The 19083-nt window shown below is 38.6% G+C and carries 21 protein-coding genes; 15 read left to right on the top strand and 6 right to left on the bottom strand.

The features are described from left to right. Window positions 1-56: 56 nt before the first annotated feature. Window positions 57-2987 (bottom strand): ribonuclease E, encoded by a 2931-nt coding sequence (gene rne / locus EOK74_RS18600; RefSeq protein ID WP_133471646.1) that lies wholly within the window; start codon window positions 2985-2987, stop codon window positions 57-59. A gap of 597 nt (window positions 2988-3584) precedes the next feature. Here rne and rluC point away from each other — a divergent pair. Both rluC and EOK74_RS18590 read left to right on the top strand, forming a co-directional pair. Continuing rightward, window positions 3585-4538: a 23S rRNA pseudouridine(955/2504/2580) synthase RluC gene (gene rluC, locus EOK74_RS18595; RefSeq protein ID WP_133471614.1), complete on the top strand. Its 954-nt coding sequence runs from the start codon at window positions 3585-3587 to the stop codon at window positions 4536-4538. Beyond that, window positions 4528-5169, top strand: coding sequence for an HAD family hydrolase (locus tag EOK74_RS18590; RefSeq protein ID WP_133471613.1), 642 nt, complete (start codon window positions 4528-4530; stop codon window positions 5167-5169). The genes rluC and EOK74_RS18590 overlap by 11 nt, the downstream gene beginning before the upstream one ends. Here EOK74_RS18590 and EOK74_RS18585 read toward each other — a convergent pair. Continuing rightward, on the bottom strand, window positions 5166-5768 hold the full coding sequence (locus EOK74_RS18585) for a Maf family protein (RefSeq protein WP_133471645.1): 603 nt from the start codon (window positions 5766-5768) through the stop codon (window positions 5166-5168). The genes EOK74_RS18590 and EOK74_RS18585 overlap by 4 nt on opposite strands. 132 nt (window positions 5769-5900) lie before the next feature. On the opposite strand from EOK74_RS18585, the gene yceD reads away from it, so the two are divergent. The 13 genes from yceD to EOK74_RS18525 all read left to right on the top strand — a co-directional run bounded on the left by yceD (window position 5901) and on the right by EOK74_RS18525 (window position 16325). After that, window positions 5901-6428, top strand: coding sequence for a 23S rRNA accumulation protein YceD (gene yceD, locus EOK74_RS18580; protein WP_133471612.1), 528 nt, complete (start codon window positions 5901-5903; stop codon window positions 6426-6428). Between the two features lie 10 nt (window positions 6429-6438). Further along, window positions 6439-6609 carry a 50S ribosomal protein L32 gene (rpmF, locus tag EOK74_RS18575; protein ID WP_133471611.1) on the top strand — a complete coding sequence of 57 codons (171 nt, stop codon included), beginning with the start codon at window positions 6439-6441 and terminating at the stop codon, window positions 6607-6609. Window positions 6610-6629: 20 nt separating this feature from the next. Further along, window positions 6630-7658: a phosphate acyltransferase PlsX gene (gene plsX / locus EOK74_RS20970; RefSeq protein WP_205964727.1), complete on the top strand. Its 1029-nt coding sequence runs from the start codon at window positions 6630-6632 to the stop codon at window positions 7656-7658. Then, window positions 7659-8618, top strand: a complete 960-nt coding sequence (locus EOK74_RS20965; RefSeq protein ID WP_205964724.1) for a beta-ketoacyl-ACP synthase III — start codon at window positions 7659-7661, stop codon at window positions 8616-8618. Between the two features lie 24 nt (window positions 8619-8642). Then, window positions 8643-9569 (top strand): ACP S-malonyltransferase, encoded by a 927-nt coding sequence (fabD, locus tag EOK74_RS18565; protein ID WP_133471610.1) that lies wholly within the window; start codon window positions 8643-8645, stop codon window positions 9567-9569. A 17-nt stretch (window positions 9570-9586) separates the two neighbouring features. Next, on the top strand, window positions 9587-10324 hold the full coding sequence (fabG, locus tag EOK74_RS18560) for a 3-oxoacyl-ACP reductase FabG (protein WP_133471609.1): 738 nt from the start codon (window positions 9587-9589) through the stop codon (window positions 10322-10324). A gap of 168 nt (window positions 10325-10492) precedes the next feature. Beyond that, entirely contained in the window at window positions 10493-10732 is a 240-nt protein-coding gene (gene acpP, locus EOK74_RS18555; RefSeq protein WP_133471608.1) for an acyl carrier protein, read from the top strand. Between the two features lie 81 nt (window positions 10733-10813). Continuing rightward, entirely contained in the window at window positions 10814-12058 is a 1245-nt protein-coding gene (gene fabF, locus EOK74_RS18550) for a beta-ketoacyl-ACP synthase II (RefSeq protein WP_133471607.1), read from the top strand. Between the two features lie 110 nt (window positions 12059-12168). Next, window positions 12169-12996 (top strand): aminodeoxychorismate lyase, encoded by an 828-nt coding sequence (pabC, locus tag EOK74_RS18545; protein WP_133471644.1) that lies wholly within the window; start codon window positions 12169-12171, stop codon window positions 12994-12996. After that, window positions 12997-13995, top strand: coding sequence for an endolytic transglycosylase MltG (gene mltG / locus EOK74_RS18540; RefSeq protein ID WP_133471606.1), 999 nt, complete (start codon window positions 12997-12999; stop codon window positions 13993-13995). Window positions 13996-14008: 13 nt separating this feature from the next. Next, window positions 14009-14638, top strand: coding sequence for a dTMP kinase (tmk, locus tag EOK74_RS18535; protein ID WP_133471605.1), 630 nt, complete (start codon window positions 14009-14011; stop codon window positions 14636-14638). After that, on the top strand, window positions 14639-15526 hold the full coding sequence (holB, locus tag EOK74_RS18530) for a DNA polymerase III subunit delta' (RefSeq protein ID WP_133471604.1): 888 nt from the start codon (window positions 14639-14641) through the stop codon (window positions 15524-15526). A gap of 25 nt (window positions 15527-15551) precedes the next feature. Next, on the top strand, window positions 15552-16325 hold the full coding sequence (locus EOK74_RS18525) for a TatD family hydrolase (protein WP_133471603.1): 774 nt from the start codon (window positions 15552-15554) through the stop codon (window positions 16323-16325). 71 nt (window positions 16326-16396) lie between these two features. Here the strand turns inward: EOK74_RS18525 and EOK74_RS18520 are convergent, their stop codons facing one another. The 4 genes from EOK74_RS18520 to msrP all read right to left on the bottom strand — a co-directional run bounded on the left by EOK74_RS18520 (window position 16397) and on the right by msrP (window position 19055). Continuing rightward, window positions 16397-16876, bottom strand: coding sequence for a YchJ family protein (locus tag EOK74_RS18520; protein WP_239024166.1), 480 nt, complete (start codon window positions 16874-16876; stop codon window positions 16397-16399). 88 nt (window positions 16877-16964) lie between these two features. Beyond that, window positions 16965-17345, bottom strand: a complete 381-nt coding sequence (locus EOK74_RS18515; RefSeq protein WP_133471601.1) for a hypothetical protein — start codon at window positions 17343-17345, stop codon at window positions 16965-16967. A gap of 87 nt (window positions 17346-17432) precedes the next feature. Beyond that, a complete protein-coding gene (msrQ, locus tag EOK74_RS18510; protein WP_133471600.1) occupies window positions 17433-18050 on the bottom strand; it encodes a protein-methionine-sulfoxide reductase heme-binding subunit MsrQ in 618 nt (205 codons plus the stop codon). Then, the gene (msrP, locus tag EOK74_RS18505; RefSeq protein ID WP_133471599.1) at window positions 18051-19055 is read right to left on the bottom strand and encodes a protein-methionine-sulfoxide reductase catalytic subunit MsrP; all 1005 of its coding nucleotides are present in this window, start codon (window positions 19053-19055) and stop codon (window positions 18051-18053) included. Window positions 19056-19083 lie beyond the last annotated feature (28 nt).

The following is a 19083-nucleotide window of genomic DNA, read 5'->3' as shown; positions in this document are numbered from 1 at the left end:
CCGTGGGGAGTTACCCCACGGCATATAATGTTAGCTAGCGCTAGTTTTTACTAAGACTAAGAGTCTGTTCCTGGTCTAAACGCTGGTGCTGTAGCCTTATTAGATGCACTTAATATTGCCGCTGTTTTAGTTGAACGTGTAAGCTCTGGGCGAGCTTCGTCAGCTAAAGAGCCAATATTAACCTCAGCAAAGTCTTCAGTAATTTCTGCAGGTCTTGCCATAGGTGCTGAAACAGATTGTGACTTAACCTTTTTCGACACTTTCAAAGAGGTGGCTTTTGGAGCTACCTTAGCTTTAATAGGTGCTTCTAAAGCCTTCTCTTTGGGCGCCTCTAGTTCTACAGCTTTTGCTTCAACAACAGGGGCTGTTTCAGCAGGAGCAGGTGTAGGCTCGATGGCTTTAGGTTCGTCATCTGATAACTCTAAAGAAACCTGTTCAGGGGTTGCTTGTTCAACTACGGGAACAGGTGTTTCCTCAACTTTTGCCGGCTCATCAAATTGTAACTCATCTTGCTTAGCACTTGGCTCGGCTTGAGTTAGCTTAACGTCTGGAGCTTTATTACCTTCTTCTGCTACTTGGGTTTCAACCTTAATCGTGTCAACACCGTTTGCCTCTGTAATATCAGCGGTTTTGTTTTCAACGGCTGTATCATCAGATACTTCGGTTTCTTTACGGCGTTTTTGACCGGCAGCTCTAACATGGCGAGGTGAGCGACGGCTACGTGTACGTGGCTTTTGCTCTTCGTCATTAGATACAGTAGAAGTTTCGACTTTTTCAGTTGTGGCTTCTACATTTGCAGGACTAGTCTCTACTGCAGGAATACTAGTATTTACATTCGTCGCTGCGGTCGTAACACTGGGTACTGAATTAGTATCTATGTGCTCAACGTTTGTAGTTTCTTCTTTAGTAGCCAAAGCAGCAGATTTGGTATTTTCAACCTTTTCTGATTCTACTCTCACACTACGCCTAGTGTCTCTGCGCTTACGACGCTCTGCAACCTTCTCCTTTTTCTTAGCAGGAACATTATTATGAACCTCTTGATTTTGATTGGTTTGAGCTTCTGTGTCGTGGGCTTTATCGTTACGACGAGGCTTACGATTGTCGTTTCTTGGTTTGCGCTCTGAACGATCATTCCGTTTTGTTGACTTGTCGTTACGGTCATTACGCTCGCCACGATCATTCTTCTCGTTACGTTCGTAGTTTTTGCCATTTCGTTTGTTACGATCATTACGGCTATTCTTGCCTTTACGCTGGCTACCATTTTGATTACGTGTACGAGTATTTTTCTTTGGTACTTCTTTAGGTTCTTCTTTTAGTAAGCCTTGGAACCATTTACCAATCTTAGTCAGCAAGCTTTCTTCTGCAGCTGGTTTACTTGCTACTTGAGTTGGCCTGGTTTTATTGGGCTCTATAAGGCTTTGTAAAGCTGGTTGCTCTTTTGCTAACGCTGGCGCCACTGTTTTATCGGTAATGGTTTCTTCTTGCTCAATAAGAGGCAAGTTATAACTCATATCTTGTAAAGCTTCATCGGGTCTACGACGAGAAATACTGTAATGAGGTGTTTCCATGTTCGGATTAGGAATAATAACCAACTGAACTGTGTGACGTTTTTCTATGCTTCTTACTGACTTACGTTTTTCATTAAGTAAATAGGTTGCAACATTAACAGGCAATTGTGCCTCTATTTGACCTGTATTGTCTTTAATACTTTCTTCTTCCATTATCCGTAAAACAGATAAGGCTAAGGATTCTGTACCACGTACCGTGCCATGACCACTACAACGTGGACATACATTGTGAGCAGAATCACCTAAAGAAGGACGTAAACGCTGGCGAGACATTTCTAATAAACCGAAACGAGAAATACGACCAAGTTGCACTCTAGCTCGGTCTCCTCTAACTGCTTCTTTCATGCGGTTTTCTACTTCTCTTTGATGACGTACTGGTGTCATATCAATGAAGTCTATTACCACTAAACCACCCGCATCTCTAAGGCGTAACTGCCTAGCGATTTCATCAGCTGCTTCTAAGTTAGTATTAAATGCTGTTTCTTCAATATCGCTGCCTTTTGTTGCACGGGCAGAGTTGATATCAATAGAGATTAAAGCTTCTGTTGGGTCAATAACAATAGAGCCGCCTGAAGGTAATCGCACTTCACGTTGGAAGGCCGATTCTATTTGACTTTCAATTTGGTAATGACTGAATAGAGGTACGTCACCTTTGTATAGCTTTACACGATTTGCATAATCTGGACGCATTTGTTCAACATGCTTTAAGGCACGTTCGTGTACTGCTGTTTTATCAATCAGTATTTCGCCGATATCACGTCTTAGGTAGTCACGTATTGCACGAACTACTACGTCACTTTCTTGATGAATTAAGAAAGGCGCTGGGCGAGAGTCGGCCATTTCTTTAATACGACCCCAGCCTGATACTAGATAGTCTAAATCGTAGGCTAACTCTTCAGATGATTTTCCAACACCTGCTGTTCTTACGATTAACCCCATACCGTCGGGTAGATTTAATCCACTTAACGCCGCTTTTAATTCAGTTCTTTCATCACCTTCAATACGACGAGAAATACCACCTGCACGAGGGTTGTTTGGCATTAATACTAGGTAACTACCTGCTAAGCTAATAAAGGTGGTTAACGCTGCGCCTTTTTGGCCACGTTCTTCTTTATCAATTTGAATTATTACTTCTTGGCCTTCTTTGATGACCTCTTTAATATTAGGGCGGCCTTCAAACTTATAGCCTTTTGGGAAGTAGGTTCTACCTATTTCTTTGAGAGGTAAAAAACCATGTCTTTCTGCACCGTAATCTACAAATGCTGCTTCTAAACTAGGTTCTACTCGGGTGATTGTACCTTTATATATATTGGCTTTTTTTTGTTCGTGTCCTGGACTTTCTATGTCCAAGTCATACAACTTTTGCCCATCTACAAGTGCTACTCGCAATTCTTCTTGCTGAGTACCATTGATTAACATTCTTTTCATTCTTATTTAGCTCAGTAATGTACCGACCGCTACTAAGTAAAGAATGACTAAGTGATTAGACACCTGTTTGATCCAGCCTCACGACTGTATACTTTTAGTTAAGTTTTTTTGTACGTGTAATTGCCATTAATTATTTAATGCATTACTTTCAAACACTTTACCTATATGTTGATAGGCTCTAAACACGGCTGCAGTTTAGATAAAAATATATACTTTAAAACTTATTATATTCGAAATACTTAGCTCTATTATTTGGCTTTATATATGTTCAAATATATTGTCAATTCAATTCGTCTTCTTTACATCGTATGCGTTCAGTAAGATATTTATATCGCTGATGTAAGCGTTCTGTTTAACCATAATCAGTGAAAAGTTACACACTTCACTGTTGGTTCACCGAAACTGGTGAGCAATCTATGTTTACGACTTTTGGTCGTTTATGCATACAGAACATTTAATTCATTATTTTGTTTTATACATTTACTTCATGTATGAAAACTCGCGTATTATCACATTAAATCGGTAATACTGGCAAGAAATTAAAATACTAGACAACTATTATTAAAATTCAGTTAGAATACGCCGGATATGGCAGACCTATTATTTGAAAAAGTTCAATTTATAACCGTCGATCCCGACCTTGAAGGTCAAAGGATAGATAACTATTTGCGTACTTTATTAAAAGGAGTACCTAAAAGCCTCATTTATCGTATTTTACGAAAGGGTGAGGTGCGTGTTAACAAGAAAAGAGTCAAGCCAGAGTACAAGTTATGTGCTCATGATGAATTACGTATTCCTCCCATTAGAGTATCAGAACCCACGGCGTTGCCTTCAACAAAGTTAGAGAAAGTGTCTAGTTTAGAAGCGAGTATTCTATATGAAGATGATTGGATAATTGTACTTAATAAACCTTCAGGTACCGCAGTCCATGGTGGTAGTGGTCTAAGTTTTGGTGTGATTGAGGGGCTTAGAGCATTAAGACCACAGCAAAAATTTTTAGAACTAGTACATAGGCTTGATAGAGATACATCCGGTTGTTTATTGATCGCTAAACGTCGTTCGGCGTTAAAAAACTTACACGAACAATTAAGAGATAGAAAAGTAGATAAGCGTTATCAAGCATTAGTAGCAGGTGAATGGCCAGCGAATCGATTTAAAGTTAAAGCTCCGTTACTTAAAAATACTTTAAAATCTGGTGAGCGTATGGTGTTAGTGAATGATGAAGGTAAGCCTTCAGAAACTCGGTACCGAATTTTAGAGCTTTTTAATCAAGCTACTTTAGTCGAAGCCTCTCCCATTACAGGTCGTACTCACCAAATTAGGGTGCATTGTTTACATGCGGGTCATCCAATAGCATGTGATGATCGATATGGAGATGCTGAATTTGAAACAAGAACAAAAAATCTTGGACTTAAGCGCTTATTTTTACATGCTCATTCTTTAGCGTTTATACATCCTAACACCGAGGAAAGGGTCAGCTTTAAAGCTCCATTAGAATTACAGTTAATAAATGTTTTAAAAAGGTTGAGAAGTGAAATATAAGGCAATAATTTTTGATTGGGATGGAACCTTAATGGATTCTGTAACAAAAATTGTAGAAAGCATGCAGATCAGTGCTAAACATTTTGGATTACCTGTACCAAGCTATAACGAAGCAAAAAATGTTATCGGAATAAGTTTATTGCCTGCTCTAAAAAAGCTCTTCTCAATTGATGATCATGAAGAAGCAATAAAGCTAATGGTCACCTATAAAGAACATTTTAAAAACCATTCTCAAATTAGTAGCCCAATGTTTGAAGGGGCCTTAGATATGCTCGAAGAGTTAAAGTCTAGAGGACATGTCTTAGCTGTTGCTACAGGAAAAGCGAGACTAGGGTTAGAGCATAATTTGTTGCATTCTAATACCGGCCATTTGTTCACCACTTCAAGGACGGCAGATGATGCCAACAGTAAGCCGTCTCCTGATATGCTCAAGCAAATATTAGCGGAACTAAATTTACAAGTTAGTGAAGTTGTAATGGTAGGTGATACAATTTATGACATGGAAATGGCAGAGTCTATCGGCATGGATAGGGTTGCAGTGAGTTTCGGCGTTCATGAAAGTAAGACCTTAATGCGCTACAAACCGATAGCAATCATTGATTCTTTGAGTGAATTAACAGAGATTGTTTAATTAGGATTTTGCATAAAGTCAAAGATATCAACAGACATTTTATCAAATAACTCAATTAGACGAATTAATGGTAGTCCAACTAAACTATTGGGATCTGTACCCTTAAGTGATGAGAATAAAGCAATACCTAGCCCCTCACTTTTAAAACTGCCCGCGCAGTCAAAAGGTTTCTCAATAGTTAAGTAGGTGTCTATTTGTGTTTCTGTTAATCGTTTAAATGTGACTTCATATACATCAACAATTGTTTCTATTAAGTTTTTATTTGCACAAAACAAACATAACCCAGTGTAAAACTTTACAGTTTGGCCACTTGCACTCATTAATTGTTGTTTTGCACGAATATAATCACCCGGCTTTCCGAGAACAATACCATTAAGGCTAGCAAGTTGGTCAGAACCAATTACATAGGCTTGTTTGTCTTTAAGTTTATTTGAAACTGATTTAGCTTTTTGCTCCGCAAGCCTTATAACTTGTTCCTCTATTGTTTCATCCAGATTAGCTGACTCATTAATATCAGGTGCTAATGAAGAAAATGGAATGTTTAATTTTTGCAAAACTGATTGTCTGTAAAGAGAGCTAGAAGCAAGTACTATTTTCATTGGTTGAACAAGGTTACAATTAGTAATTTGGATAGTAGCCATATTAACCTAGGATCCACCTAGTAAGCTCGTGATAATTTCTCTGATATTTTCTTTGACTAATAAACGCTGAAACTATAATATGCGCGCGCTATGCAGAAAGTGAAATTACCCAAGCGATTGGACCCAGTAAAAAGTGCTAATAAACGTTCCGATTATAGGGGAGTTATTTTAGCATCTGATATGCCAAGATTGCTTGGGATGGTTGCTGATGTTGCCAGTGAAATTGATGTTGAAATTAAGTTTGCAAAAGACGAGCAGGGTCTTACTTATTTTCAAGGTCAAATGGCATGCTTAACATCACTACGCTGTGAAAGATGTAATGAAGTCTTTGAACATCCTATGGATGTATCTTTTTGTTTCAGTCCTGTGCAGGGTTCTGAAGAAGAAGACGAAGATGAATTACCGGATGTTTACGAACCGGTAGAGGTCGATGACCACGGAGAAATCAATTTATTTCAGTGTCTTGAAGATGAACTGATTTTATCTTTGCCTATTGTAGCCCTTCATGCAGAGGAGGATTGCAAACAAAAGCGAGACAAAATGAGTTTTGGAAAAATTGAACCGGCCGATGAACGTCCAAACCCGTTCGCGGTTTTGAAAGAACTTAAGCGAGACTAGGAGTAAAATAATGGCTGTACAGAAGAGTAAAAAAGCTCGTTCAAAGCGTGGTATGCGTCGTTCACACGATGCGCTTGGTACTGTTGCTTTGTCTGTAGATTCAACGTCGGGTGAGACGCATGTTCGTCATCACGTGACCGCTGATGGTTACTACAAAGGCAAAAAAGTTTTATCTCTTTAATTTATTAAAGTAATAGAACATTGAGCCATCTAACCATAGCGTTAGATATCATGGGGGGCGATCACGGCCCCCATATTATTTTCCCTGCAGTATTAAAAGCACTGCAAGAAACCCCTACCTTAAATATAATACTGTGTGGCCCACAAGCAATCACGCTTGAATGGTTCAACAAACAATCTATTGAAATCCAAAACCGTCTTGAGTTGTCTGAATGCTCTCAAGAGGTATTAATGGATGACTCTCCTTCACATGCATTAAGACATAAAAAAGATTCGTCGATGCGTAGAATTTTAGACCTTGTGCAAGACGGCAAGGCAGATGCTTGTGTTAGCGCAGGTAATACTGGTGCGTTGTTAACCATGGCCTTTTATGTATTAAAAACATTACCAGGTATCGACCGGCCAGCGCTAGTCACGCAAATTCCAACTAAAAATAATGGTAAAGTCAATTTGTTGGATTTAGGTGCAAATATCAACTGCGATTCAGAAGTCTTATTTCAATATGCTGTTATGGGGTCAGTCTTAGCTGAACAGATTGGTAGTATTCATCAACCAAAAGTAGCCTTACTTAATGTGGGCGTTGAAGAAATAAAGGGAAATGATCAAGTTAAGCAAACTGCTAGATTGTTAACGGATTCTAAAAGTATCAATTACATTGGGTATATAGAAGGCCACGATATTTTTTCAGAAAAAGCTGACGTCATAGTGACAGACGGTTTTGTGGGGAACATTGCATTAAAATCATGGGAAGGCTTATTTAAGTTCATTTTCGAAGAAATAAAAAGAGTATCCCAACAAAATTGGTACTTCTCTATTTTAGCTAAGGTAGCTCTACCGATTTTCCATAGATTATATTTGCGCATGAAACCCGACCAGTATAATGGTGCTAGTCTGGTAGGATTGCGCGGAATTGTGGTGAAGAGCCATGGTAATGCCTCGTCAGAGGCTTTTTTGTATGCAATTCGTAAGTCCATACAAGAAGTTGAGATGCAGGTTCCTGAAAAAATAAAAGATAAAATAGAAGCGGCTTTAATGGAGCGTCACGAATAAATGAATTCCAGAATAATAGGCACGGGTAGTTACTACCCAAGCGAAATAAGAACAAATGCCGACTTATCAACTATGGTTGACACGTCTGACGAATGGATTACAGATCGTACCGGTATTAAAGAAAGAAGGATTATTGGCAAACATGAAACCGCTGCAACTATGGGGACTGAAGCGAGCCAGAAAGCATTAGAAGCTGCGGGAATCGACGCTAAATCGTTGGACATGATTGTTTGCGCGACCACGTCAGGTCGCTACGCATTACCTAGCACAGCGTGCGAGATTCAAAAGGCCTTAGATATTGATGGTATTCCAGCTTTTGACGTTGCCGCTGCTTGTGCCGGCTATTGCTATGCATTGAGCGTTGCTGATCAATATATAAAGTCAGGTATGGCAAAACGTATACTTGTGGTTGGTACCGATTGTTTAAGCCGTTTAATAAATCCAGAAGACCGAACTATGGTTATTTTGTTTGGTGATGCTGCCGGTGCAACTATTATAGAAGCAAGTGAAGAACCAGGTATTTTATCCACTCATATTAATGCTGCTGGCTCATATGGTGACTTGCTTACAGTCGGCAACCCTCAAAGAGGAAATGAACAATCCGTTCACGAAAACTGGGGCAGCATGAAAGGCAATGAAGTATTTAAAGTTGCCGTAACTAAGTTAAGTGAAGTGGTAGAGCAAACACTGGCTGCCAATAATATGCAAAAATCTGATTTAGACTGGTTAGTACCCCATCAAGCTAACTTCCGCATTATTAAAGCAACGGCTAAGAAGCTAGATATGTCATTAGATCAGGTGGTACTTACCCTAGAAAAATATGGCAATACTTCAGCAGCGACTGTACCTACCGCTTTAGACACTGCGATTCGCGATGGCCGTATTAAAAGAGGGCAAAATTTGTTGTTAGAAGCCTTTGGAGGCGGGTTTGCTTGGGCATCAGCCTTAGTTCGTTATTAATTTAATTATTTAGAGAAATGTTTTATGAGTAAACAAGCATGGGTTTTTCCGGGCCAAGGATCACAGTTTTTAGGAATGTTGAGTGACTTAGCCTCTGAATTCCCAACTGTAGAAAATACATTTGCAGCCGCTAGTGAGGTTTTGCAATATGATTTATGGGACGTAGTAAATAACGATGAAGTAAAGTTAGGGCAAACACAAGTAACCCAACCAGCTTTATTAGCCGCCAGTTATGCAATATTTCAAGTGTTAAAAGAAAATAACATGCCTTTACCAGTTTATATGGCAGGACATAGTTTAGGGGAATATTCTGCCTTAGTATGTGCGGGTGTCATTGATTTTAAAGATGCGATTAAATTGGTTGAAGCACGTGGACAATTTATGCAAGAAGCTGTTCCACAGGGTGTTGGAGCCATGTACGCAATAATCGGTTTGGAAGATGAAAAAGTCATTGCCAGTTGCGAACAAGCTCAAGTTGATTCTAATATGGTAGTTGCTGCAGTTAATTTTAACTCACCAGGGCAAGTAGTTATTGCGGGAAATAAAGAAGCCGCTGAACGTGCCGCTGAGCTATGTAAAGAGCAGGGGGCTAAAAGAGCCTTACCTTTACCTGTTAGCGTACCTTCTCATTGTGCGTTGATGAAGCCTGCAGCAGATAAGTTATCAGTATTGCTAAATGATATAGATTTCACGGCGCCTCAAATACCAGTTATCAATAATGTAGATGTTGAGATGGAGTCTGATCCTGAAGCAATTAAAAAAGCGTTAATTGCTCAGCTTTATAGCCCAGTAAGATGGACTGAAACAGTGAACCAATTACATCAATTAGGTGTCGATAACCTATATGAAATCGGTCCAGGTAAGGTGCTTACAGGTTTAACTAAGCGTATAAATAAGGCTTTAACATGTAAAGCCATAGGTTCTTTAGAGTCTGTATCAGACTTAAACTAGTCAAGTAGAGAGTACAAATGTCTAAATTAAATGGCAGCATTGCCTTAGTAACAGGCGCAAGCCGTGGTATTGGTCGCGCAATTGCAGAGCGTCTAGTGGCGGATGGTGCGGTAGTTATAGGAACTGCAACTTCTGAAAACGGCGCAAAAGCAATTGGTGAATATTTGCAATCAGATGGTACTGGTAAAGTATTAAATGTTGCTGATCCTGATTCAATGGCGAATGTTTTAAAAGAAATTACTGAAGAATACGGCCCTGTAGATATCTTGGTAAATAATGCCGGAATTACCCGTGACAATCTTCTTATGCGTATGAAAGATGATGAGTGGCAAGGTATTATAGATACTAACCTCACTTCTATTTTTAAAATGTCAAAAGCAGTACTTCGTGGCATGATGAAAAAGAGAAAGGGTAGAATCGTTAATATTGGCTCAGTAGTTGGGACAACAGGTAATCCTGGCCAAGCTAACTATGCAGCGGCTAAAGCGGGGGTAATTGGTTTTAGCAAGTCTATGGCCCGTGAAGTTGCATCTAGAGGTATAACAGTAAACGTTGTTGCCCCTGGTTTTATTGATACAGATATGACTAAAGCCCTAACAGACGAACAAAAAGAGAATATTTTTAAAGATATCCCTGCTAATCGTTTAGGTGATCCTAAAGAGATTGCTGCAGCGGTTGGTTTTTTAGTCAGTGAAGAAGCAGCTTATATCACTGGTGAAACAATTCATGTAAATGGTGGCATGTACATGGGTTAACGATTGTCGCACATGTGGTATTATGTGCAGACAGTAATAACGATTATTTATTTAACCGTGAGTGGTTGGACCAGATAAAAAGTTGAGTGACTTACTTGCAAGGCCTCGATTTGCTGAATACACTACTCGCAAATTTATATCTAGGTACTTTAAAGGATAACTAGAATTATGAGTAACATCGAAGAACGCGTAAAAAAAATCATTATCGAGCAATTAGGTGTAAAAGAAGAGGAAGTTAAATCTGAAGCTTCTTTCGTTGATGATTTAGGTGCGGATTCATTAGACACTGTTGAATTAGTTATGGCTCTTGAAGAAGAATTTGATACTGAAATTCCTGACGAAGAAGCTGAAAAAATCACAACTGTTCAATCTGCTATTGATTACGTTAACGCTAATAAAGACGCGTAAGTTATAGTTATTTAAAAACGGCCCTTTCTGGGCCGTTTCTTTTTTCAAATTTTAATTTCATGTTTATAGTCGGAGGCCATAGTGTCTAAACGTCGCGTTGTAGTGACTGGACTTGGCATGCTTTCCCCTGTTGGTAATGATGTTGATTCTTCTTGGAAAAATATCCTAGCAGGAAAAAGCGGCATTGCTCCAATTACCTCTTTTGATAGTTCAGCTTTTACAACTCAATTTGCTGGTGAAGTAAAAGGTTTTGATGTTGAGCAATATATTCCTAAAAAGGAATGTAAGAAGATGGATAAGTTTATCCAATTTGGTATTGCCGCAGGCCAGCAAGCATTAAAAAGTTCGGGACTTAAAGTTACGCCAGAGAATGCCTCTCGAATTGGGGTCGCAATTGGCTCTGGTATAGGTGGTTTAGGCTTGATTGAAGATAATCACAGTCGCATGCTTGAGTCTGGGCCAAGAAAGATTTCACCATTCTTTGTACCTTCAACTATTACCAATATGATTTCAGGATTTTTCTCAATATTTGAGGGGCTGAAAGGACCTAATCTGAATGTTGTTACCGCTTGTACTACGGGCGTACACAATATCGGAATTGCAGCGCGAACCATTGCATACGGAGATGCTGACGTCATGATAGCTGGCGGCGCAGAATCTACTATTTGCCCTCTTGGTATTGGTGGTTTTGCTGCAGCTCGAGCATTATCAACACGTAATGATTCACCAGATAAAGCTAGCCGTCCTTGGGATAAAGATCGAGACGGTTTTGTTATGGGTGAAGGCGCAGGTGTCATTGTTCTTGAAGATTATGATATGGCCATTGCTCGGGGAGCAACTATTTATGCTGAGTTAGTAGGGTTTGGTATGAGTGGTGATGCTTATCATATGACGTCACCTCCAGCAGATGGTGAAGGGGCTGCCGCCGCAATGGTAAGTGCCATTAATGACGCAAAGATCGACGCCTCTGCAGTCGGGTATATCAATGCTCACGGTACTTCTACGCCTGCTGGAGATGTAGCAGAAGTGGCTGCAATTAAATCAGTATTTTCTAAAGATGCAAAAAATTTAATGGTGAGTTCAACCAAATCTATGACGGGTCATCTACTAGGCGCAGCTGGAGCTGTTGAAGCAATATTTACAATATTAGCCTTGCGAGACCAAATAGCACCGCCAACTACTAATTTAGACAACCCTGGTGAAGGGTGTGATTTAGATTTTGTTGCAAATAAAGCCAAACCTAAAGAAATGGATTATGCCTTATGTAACTCTTTTGGTTTTGGTGGAACCAACGGCTCTTTACTGTTTAAAAAGTTTTCAAACTAGCCGCCCGTAAACTTGATAGAAGTGGCATTAAACTTCCACTTCTATCAAACATACATTTTTATATTAGCGTATTATTATAGTTTTAAAGTTTCTAGGGTTACTTCAATTTGATGATAGTTAATGGGCAGCAACAATCACAAATTCCTCTAACTGATCGTAGTATTCAATACGGTGATGGTTGCTTTACAACAATTGCTTATCAAAATGCTTCTCTTGAGTTATTTGATTTGCATATCCAAAGATTGAAAGACGCCTGTGAGCGTTTATCTATCCCTTTCACTAACTGGGAACAGCTCAGTAAAAGTGTTTTTGATTCTCTGCCAAATAATGAATCGTGTGTCGTTAAAATTATGATAACTCGAGGTAGTGGTGGTAGAGGCTATAGTCCAGTTGGTGCAAATCACCCTAATTTTATTATTACCCATCACTCCATTCCACAACATTACAAAGCTTGGCAAACGGATGGCATAAGTGTCAGCGTTAGTCCTATAAAGTTGGCCCGTCAGCCCTTACTAGCTGGAATTAAACATTTAAATCGACTAGAACAAGTACTCATTAAGCAAGCTTTAGCTACTACTGAATATGACGATGTGATTGTTTGCGACACAGAAAATGAAATTATTGAGACGTCTGTCGGTAATTTATTTTGGTTTGGTAATGATAAGTGGTTTACTGCAAACCTAAGTGAATCAGGGGTTGCAGGGGTAATGCGTAACCGGATAGTTGAAACGATGGAAAAGGCAGGCCATAAAATTATAGTAACTCGTGAGCCTGTAGAGGCCTTATTTGAGGCTCAAGCCGTGTTTGTATGCAACTCTCTAATGGGCGTAGTACCCGTAAAAAATTTGATTGACCCAGAAACCTTTAAAGTCATCAAATTTCTAATTGAACCTGTATATAAAGTGCAGTCCATGCTTAAAAACATGTTGGAGATTTAGATGGCTAAATTATTCAAGATTTTGCTTACTTTGTTGTTTTTATTGATAGCTACTATTGGGGTGTTATTTTATTATTTTAATGAGCAAATAAAGCAGCCATTGAATTTAGATTCTGCTACGTTTTTCCGCGTTGATTCAGGTCAATCCGCTAAAGGTATTTTAAATAGACTTAAGAGTGTAGGTATTCTTGATGAAAATCTAGGGTTAAAAATCAATATTAAAATTAGTCCAGAGTTAGGTAACGTTAAAGTAGGTACCTATTTACTGACACCTTCAATGACTGGGTTAGATTTACTAGATTTATTAGTAAGTGGCAAAGAAGTGCAATTTTCAGTGAGTTTAGTTGAAGGCCTGCGATTGAGAGATTGGCTTGCCACCTTAGAAAGTCATCCAAATCTGAAAGTCGACAGTGATTTTCACGAAAAAGTTAATAGACTTTCTAAAGATATGACCGGTGGTTCTTTGCAAGGCTGGTTATTGCCAGATACTTACCACTTTGTAGATCAAACCAATGCATATGATTTAGTATTAAGAGCTAAAAATAGTATGCAAAACTACTTAAGTAACGCTTGGGACAACAGAGCCTTTGATTTGCCTTATGAGTCAGCCTATGAAGGCTTAATCATGGCATCTATTATTGAAAAAGAGACGGGTGTGGCAGAAGAGCGACCTAGAATAGCTGGAGTATTTGTCAATCGTTTGAACTTGAATATGCGCTTGCAAACTGACCCAACGGTTATATATGGCATGGGCGATAAATTTGATGGCAATATCAGACGTAAAGACTTAAGAACCCCAACACCTTACAATACCTATGTAATTAAAGGCTTGCCGCCAACTCCAATTGCCATGCCAAGTAAATTAGCCATCGATGCAGCATTTCACCCTATTGCTACACAAGAGTTGTATTTTGTTTCAAAAGGTGACGGTAGTCATCAGTTTTCAGAAACATTAGAACAACATAATGCTGCCGTACGCACCTATCAATTAAAAAAATAAGGTTGAGTTAGAATTGCAAACATCGGGTAAATTTATAGTAATTGAAGGCTTAGAAGGGGCAGGGAAAAGCACTGCCGTTGATATAGTGTCTGAGCAAATAAAACTAGCAGGCCATGCTCTAGTTAATACTAGAGAGCCAGGTGGAACCCCTATGGCCGAAGCTATAAGAGAATGTGTTAAAGGTGATTGGCCTTCTGAAAAGGTCACGATAGAAGCTGAGCTTTTGTTAATGTACGCTGCACGGGCTCAATTGGTCCAGAATGTAATTTTACCTAACTTAGCTAAGGGTAATTGGGTGTTAGGAGACAGGCATGATATGTCATCTCAAGCTTATCAAGGGGGAGGCCGTCAAATAGATCTAGATATGATTGAGTCGCTTCGTAATATTACCTTGAAAGATTTTAAGCCTGATTTCACCTTGTATTTAGATGTAGAACCACAAGAAGGCCTTAATAGAGCGAGAGGGCGTGGTGATTTAGATCGAATAGAGCAAGAAGACCTTAGTTTTTTTGAAAGAACTAGAGACCGTTATTTAGTCATTGCCCAACAAGATGAAAATTGTGTAGTCATTAATACTATGCAAAGTATTGAAGGTGTACATCAAGACATAAAACAAGCTGTATCTCGGTTTTTGGAGAATTAGATGTATCCTTGGTTGCAGCCTACATTTTCACAGTTAAGCTCAAGGATTTCTGCTAATAAACTGCATCATGCTTTGTTACTGCAAGGTGCAGATGGCATTGGAAAAGATATTTTTGCATTAACACTAGCCAAACTACTTTTATGCCAAGATAGACAAGGTGAGCAAACCTGTGGTCGATGTCAATCCTGTAAGCTTAATGCTTCAGAAACTCATCCAGATTTATACAAAATAGAATCAGAAAAACAAATAGGTGTTGACTTAGTTAGAGAAGCAATTAAAAACTTAACTGGTACTGCCCAAATGTCCGGAGCTAAGGTACTAATCATCTACCGCGCTGACAGTATGACTGAGTCCAGTGCTAATGCTTTATTGAAAACTTTAGAAGAGCCAACTGACAATACTTTTCTGTTACTTATTACTGAAAAGCCTGAAAGTATTTTACCAACCATTTTAAGCCGCTGTGAAAAACAAGTTTTACCATCACCAAGTCTCGAAAACACTTTAGATTGGGTTAAACAACACCATCAAGGTGACATAGATGAAAACTTTGCTAGGTTATTTGTAGGAAGGCCACTAACCCTGTTAGATGAGTTACAACAAGAGCAAAGTTTTAACTATCAAGATTTCATTACTGGAATACAGGGTGTAATGACGGGTAACCTTAATGCAATACAACTCGCTACGGATTGGCAAAGTCATACAGGTAAAGTAATAAAGTGGTTACAAGCTTGGGTGAAACAATCTTATCTTAGTACCCAAAAAGAAGGTTTTTGGCGAATTAACTTGCTTTGTATTGCTGCATTAAAGAAGCTTAAAAATCCGGGCGTAAACAAAACACTCACGTTGGCTGAACTACTGGCTGCTTTAGCTAATTTCGAATCAAATTAAATCATATTTTTTATAGGTAAACCTTGTGTTTGTAGACTCCCATTGTCATCTAGATAGATTAGATAAAAACCACGAACAATTATCAGAAACCCTGCAGTTTGCCCGTAATCGTGGGGTAGAGCACTTTCTATGTGTTGCTGTATCAGTGAAAGACTTTCCAGCTATGGCAGATACAGTGGCCAGCTTTGATGATGTTTCTATATCCTGTGGAGTACACCCCTTGTATCAAGAAGATGCCTGTAGTTACCTTGATTTACTTGCAATGGCTGACAATACTAATGTGGTTGCCATAGGAGAGACTGGTTTAGACTATTTTTATAGTGCCGAAACCAAAGAAGTTCAATTGTCTTCATTTATTGACCATATCAAGGTGGCTAATGAGTTGGAGAAGCCATTAATAATACATACTAGAGACGCACGGCAAGATACCATTGAGTTACTTAAAAAACATAAGTTACCCGAAACGAAAGGTGTACTACATTGTTTCACTGAGGACTGGGAAATGGCCCAAGCTGCTATTGAATTAGGAATGTATATTTCCATATCGGGAATTGTCACCTTCAAAACAGCGAAAGAGTTACAGGATGTCGTTAAAAAAATTCCTTTGGATAAACTGCTTATTGAAACTGACTCGCCTTGGTTAGCGCCTGTACCTTATCGAGGAAAGCCCAATCAGCCAGGCTTTGTAAGAGAGGTCGGAGAGTTTATTGCAAACCTTAAAGGGATAAGTGTTGATGAGTTGGCTAGAGTGACTACACAGAACTTTTACGACTTATTCGCCATTGAAAAAGATACATAAAGCCAGATATTTAAAATACTAGAATAGACATTGGCCCAATTGTTATTGAGCCTTTTTTGATTTTGTACTGATTATTTACCACAACACTTTTTAAACTTTTTGCCGCTACCACATAAACATTGGCTGTTACGTTCTGGTTTTATTTCACCAGAGCTTTCGAGCATCTTACCTGTGGTATAGCGCCAGCTATTATTTTCTAAAATAAACTCAGATAATTCATGCATCACATAAAAACAGCTATCGACCTTGTAATATGCTTTAAATTCTACTTGAGCTGATGTTAACTCGGCTCTATGGTTAATAATTTGAAGAGATAACCAATCGGTGCTTTGTGCACTTTGCGATAGTACTTTAACTGATAATTGCAGCCGTTGTGCTTCTGCGTATGTGTTAAATATATAGGAGTAGTCTTTTAACACGTAAGCAGTAAAGCGAGATCTCATTAATATTTTTGCATTAGCTGCTTTTTGCTCCCCCTTTAAAATTGGTTGGCAACATTTTTCAAAAGGTAACTCACTGAAACATAAACAGCTTTTATTATCTAGTGGCACGAATATATACATCTCATTATTAACAAAGCAACTAGCCTAGGCTAACACTTATTGCTCGGTCAATAGTATTCAACCTTTTATAAAGATTCTACCAAGGCCCTTTAATAACATTATGTTGGCTGCTGTGCTGCTGATACAAATTAACTAAAGTTACTTGGTTATCTATACAAAGCTGCTTGATACGTTTGTAGGTAACTTCATCTAGGTTAAGCTCTTCTATAAAGAGGTTGGCGCACTCTTTACCTAATACAATTTTTTCAATCCAACTAATTAAAGTATTGTTATCTGGCTTCTGCAACCTAATGCTGTAAGGACGTTTTTCACTAAATTGCATGTTGTCTGCAATTAGATATGTCCATTTGAATGAAGATGTAAAATCCACTTCATTCAACATCTGTGACTCATCAGAAGGTACAGGTAACCTAGAGATAACTTTTTTTATTGGTGTAAATGCATGTAAACTAGCCATAATAAACTCATTTTAGTGATTATATATACAGTGGTTGGATATACAGTATTACTGTATAAAAAAACATGCAAGTGTTTTTTTTATAATCTATATGCGTTGATTTTGGCGTTTAAGGTTTTTAGTTAATTTTTTATACCTTACAAAGGTTAGTAGTAATGCGAAGCAGATATACATAATTGGCTGTATTAGACCCGATTTAACCGACCAAAAATAATGCAAACTAACTGTGAGCAGTGCTAGATAGACCCAGTTATGGATTTTTTGCCATGTGCTTCCCAGTTTACGCTGAATAGATTTAGTGGATGTGAGCGCTAATACAGTCAATATTAATAAACTTATAAACCCTACATATATATAAGGGCGCTTAAAAATCTCTGATATCAGTAATTGCCACTCAAATTGTAAATCGAAAGCGATATAACTCAAAAAGTGGAATAGGGCATAGGTAAAGGCATAAAGTCCTAATGGCCTGCGTATATTTATTAATTGTCCTTGTCTTAGATTCTTAGCCACAGGGGATACAAGCAAAGACAACAGCAACAAATTGAATGCACCAATTCCGGTAAAATGCAGGATTACTTGTACAGGATCAGCTCCTAATTTATCTGCAAAAGCACAGTAATATAAACGGGCTAGAGGTAAAAATGCGGCACAATGTAAAAACACTTTTAACAATAAGATGTGATTTTTGTTTAATCGAAACAATTAGATATACCTAGTTAAATCCATGTCTTTATATAGTGGCGCGACTTCTTCATAACCGTTAAACATTTTTGTGGCAACTCTATTACGATTGAATAAATTCCCAGTGGTAATTAACCTTTCGCTACCTTGACTCCATCTTGGGTGGTCAACTTGAGGGTTAACATTAGCATAGAAGCCATATTCTGAAGGCGCCAGTCTGTTCCATGTTGTAGGGGGCATTTTGTCGGTTAGACGAATAGACACCACTGACTTGATACTTTTAAAGCCATATTTCCAAGGTACGACTAAACGAATAGGCGCACCATTTTGTGGTGGTAAAGTTTTTCCATACAAACCAACCGACATTAAGGTTAACGGATGAGAGGCTTCATCTAACCTGAGGCCTTCAACATAGGGGTAGTCTATCCCGCCCCCGGAAAATCTACTTTTTTGACCAGGCATTTGCTTAGGATCATATAAGGTTTCAAAGGCTACATATTTTGCTGAGCTTAAGGGTCTAGCTTTTTGTAATAGTTTTTGCAGAGGAAAGCCTATCCAAGGCACTACCATTGACCAAGCTTCTACGCAGCGAAGCCGATAAATACGCTCTTCTAAATCAAACGCTTTATATAGATCCTCGTACCCTAAGGTTATTGGCTCTTCTACTAAGCCGTCAATTTTTAAAGTCCAAGGGTCAACTTTAAAGTTCTGGGACGCTTCTACTGGGTCTGATTTACCTGTACCAAATTCATAAAAGTTATTATGGCTAATGACTTTTTGGTCTGGAGTTAATATTTGCTTATCAATTTCAGAGGTGAGCTGAGAAAAGGACAAATCCCGAGTTTTAAAAGGGCTCTTATCTGCAGTACCAAATAAGTTAAAAGCATTTGCTTTATTACCGGTTAGTAAGGCGCCAGCACCCAAGTATCCTAAGCCCTTAAGGATATTCCGCCTATTGCTATAAACACTTTGGGCTGTTAACTGATTTTCTTTAAGCTCACTTAGTTTTGGAGTACGAATTAACATTAAAAGTTTCACCTAATAAAAAACAGTG

The sequence above is a fragment of the Paraglaciecola marina genome (genome assembly GCF_004360155.1).
Lineage (GTDB): Bacteria > Pseudomonadota > Gammaproteobacteria > Enterobacterales > Alteromonadaceae > Paraglaciecola > Paraglaciecola marina.
This window is presented reverse-complemented; position numbering and strand designations above follow the sequence as displayed.

Coding starts and splice junctions, on each gene's coding strand:
- fabG (WP_133471609.1), top strand. CDS start 9,587: ATGTCTAAATTAAATGGCAGCATTGCCTTAGTAACAGGCGCAAGCCGT.
- EOK74_RS20965 (WP_205964724.1), top strand. CDS start 7,659: ATGAATTCCAGAATAATAGGCACGGGTAGTTACTACCCAAGCGAAATA.
- mltG (WP_133471606.1), top strand. CDS start 12,997: ATGGCTAAATTATTCAAGATTTTGCTTACTTTGTTGTTTTTATTGATA.
- rluC (WP_133471614.1), top strand. CDS start 3,585: ATGGCAGACCTATTATTTGAAAAAGTTCAATTTATAACCGTCGATCCC.
- acpP (WP_133471608.1), top strand. CDS start 10,493: ATGAGTAACATCGAAGAACGCGTAAAAAAAATCATTATCGAGCAATTA.
- rpmF (WP_133471611.1), top strand. CDS start 6,439: ATGGCTGTACAGAAGAGTAAAAAAGCTCGTTCAAAGCGTGGTATGCGT.
- rne (WP_133471646.1), bottom strand. CDS start 2,987: ATGTTAATCAATGGTACTCAGCAAGAAGAATTGCGAGTAGCACTTGTA.
- EOK74_RS18585 (WP_133471645.1), bottom strand. CDS start 5,768: ATGAAAATAGTACTTGCTTCTAGCTCTCTTTACAGACAATCAGTTTTG.
- pabC (WP_133471644.1), top strand. CDS start 12,169: ATGATAGTTAATGGGCAGCAACAATCACAAATTCCTCTAACTGATCGT.
- yceD (WP_133471612.1), top strand. CDS start 5,901: ATGCAGAAAGTGAAATTACCCAAGCGATTGGACCCAGTAAAAAGTGCT.
- fabD (WP_133471610.1), top strand. CDS start 8,643: ATGAGTAAACAAGCATGGGTTTTTCCGGGCCAAGGATCACAGTTTTTA.
- holB (WP_133471604.1), top strand. CDS start 14,639: ATGTATCCTTGGTTGCAGCCTACATTTTCACAGTTAAGCTCAAGGATT.
- msrP (WP_133471599.1), bottom strand. CDS start 19,055: ATGTTAATTCGTACTCCAAAACTAAGTGAGCTTAAAGAAAATCAGTTA.
- EOK74_RS18515 (WP_133471601.1), bottom strand. CDS start 17,345: ATGGCTAGTTTACATGCATTTACACCAATAAAAAAAGTTATCTCTAGG.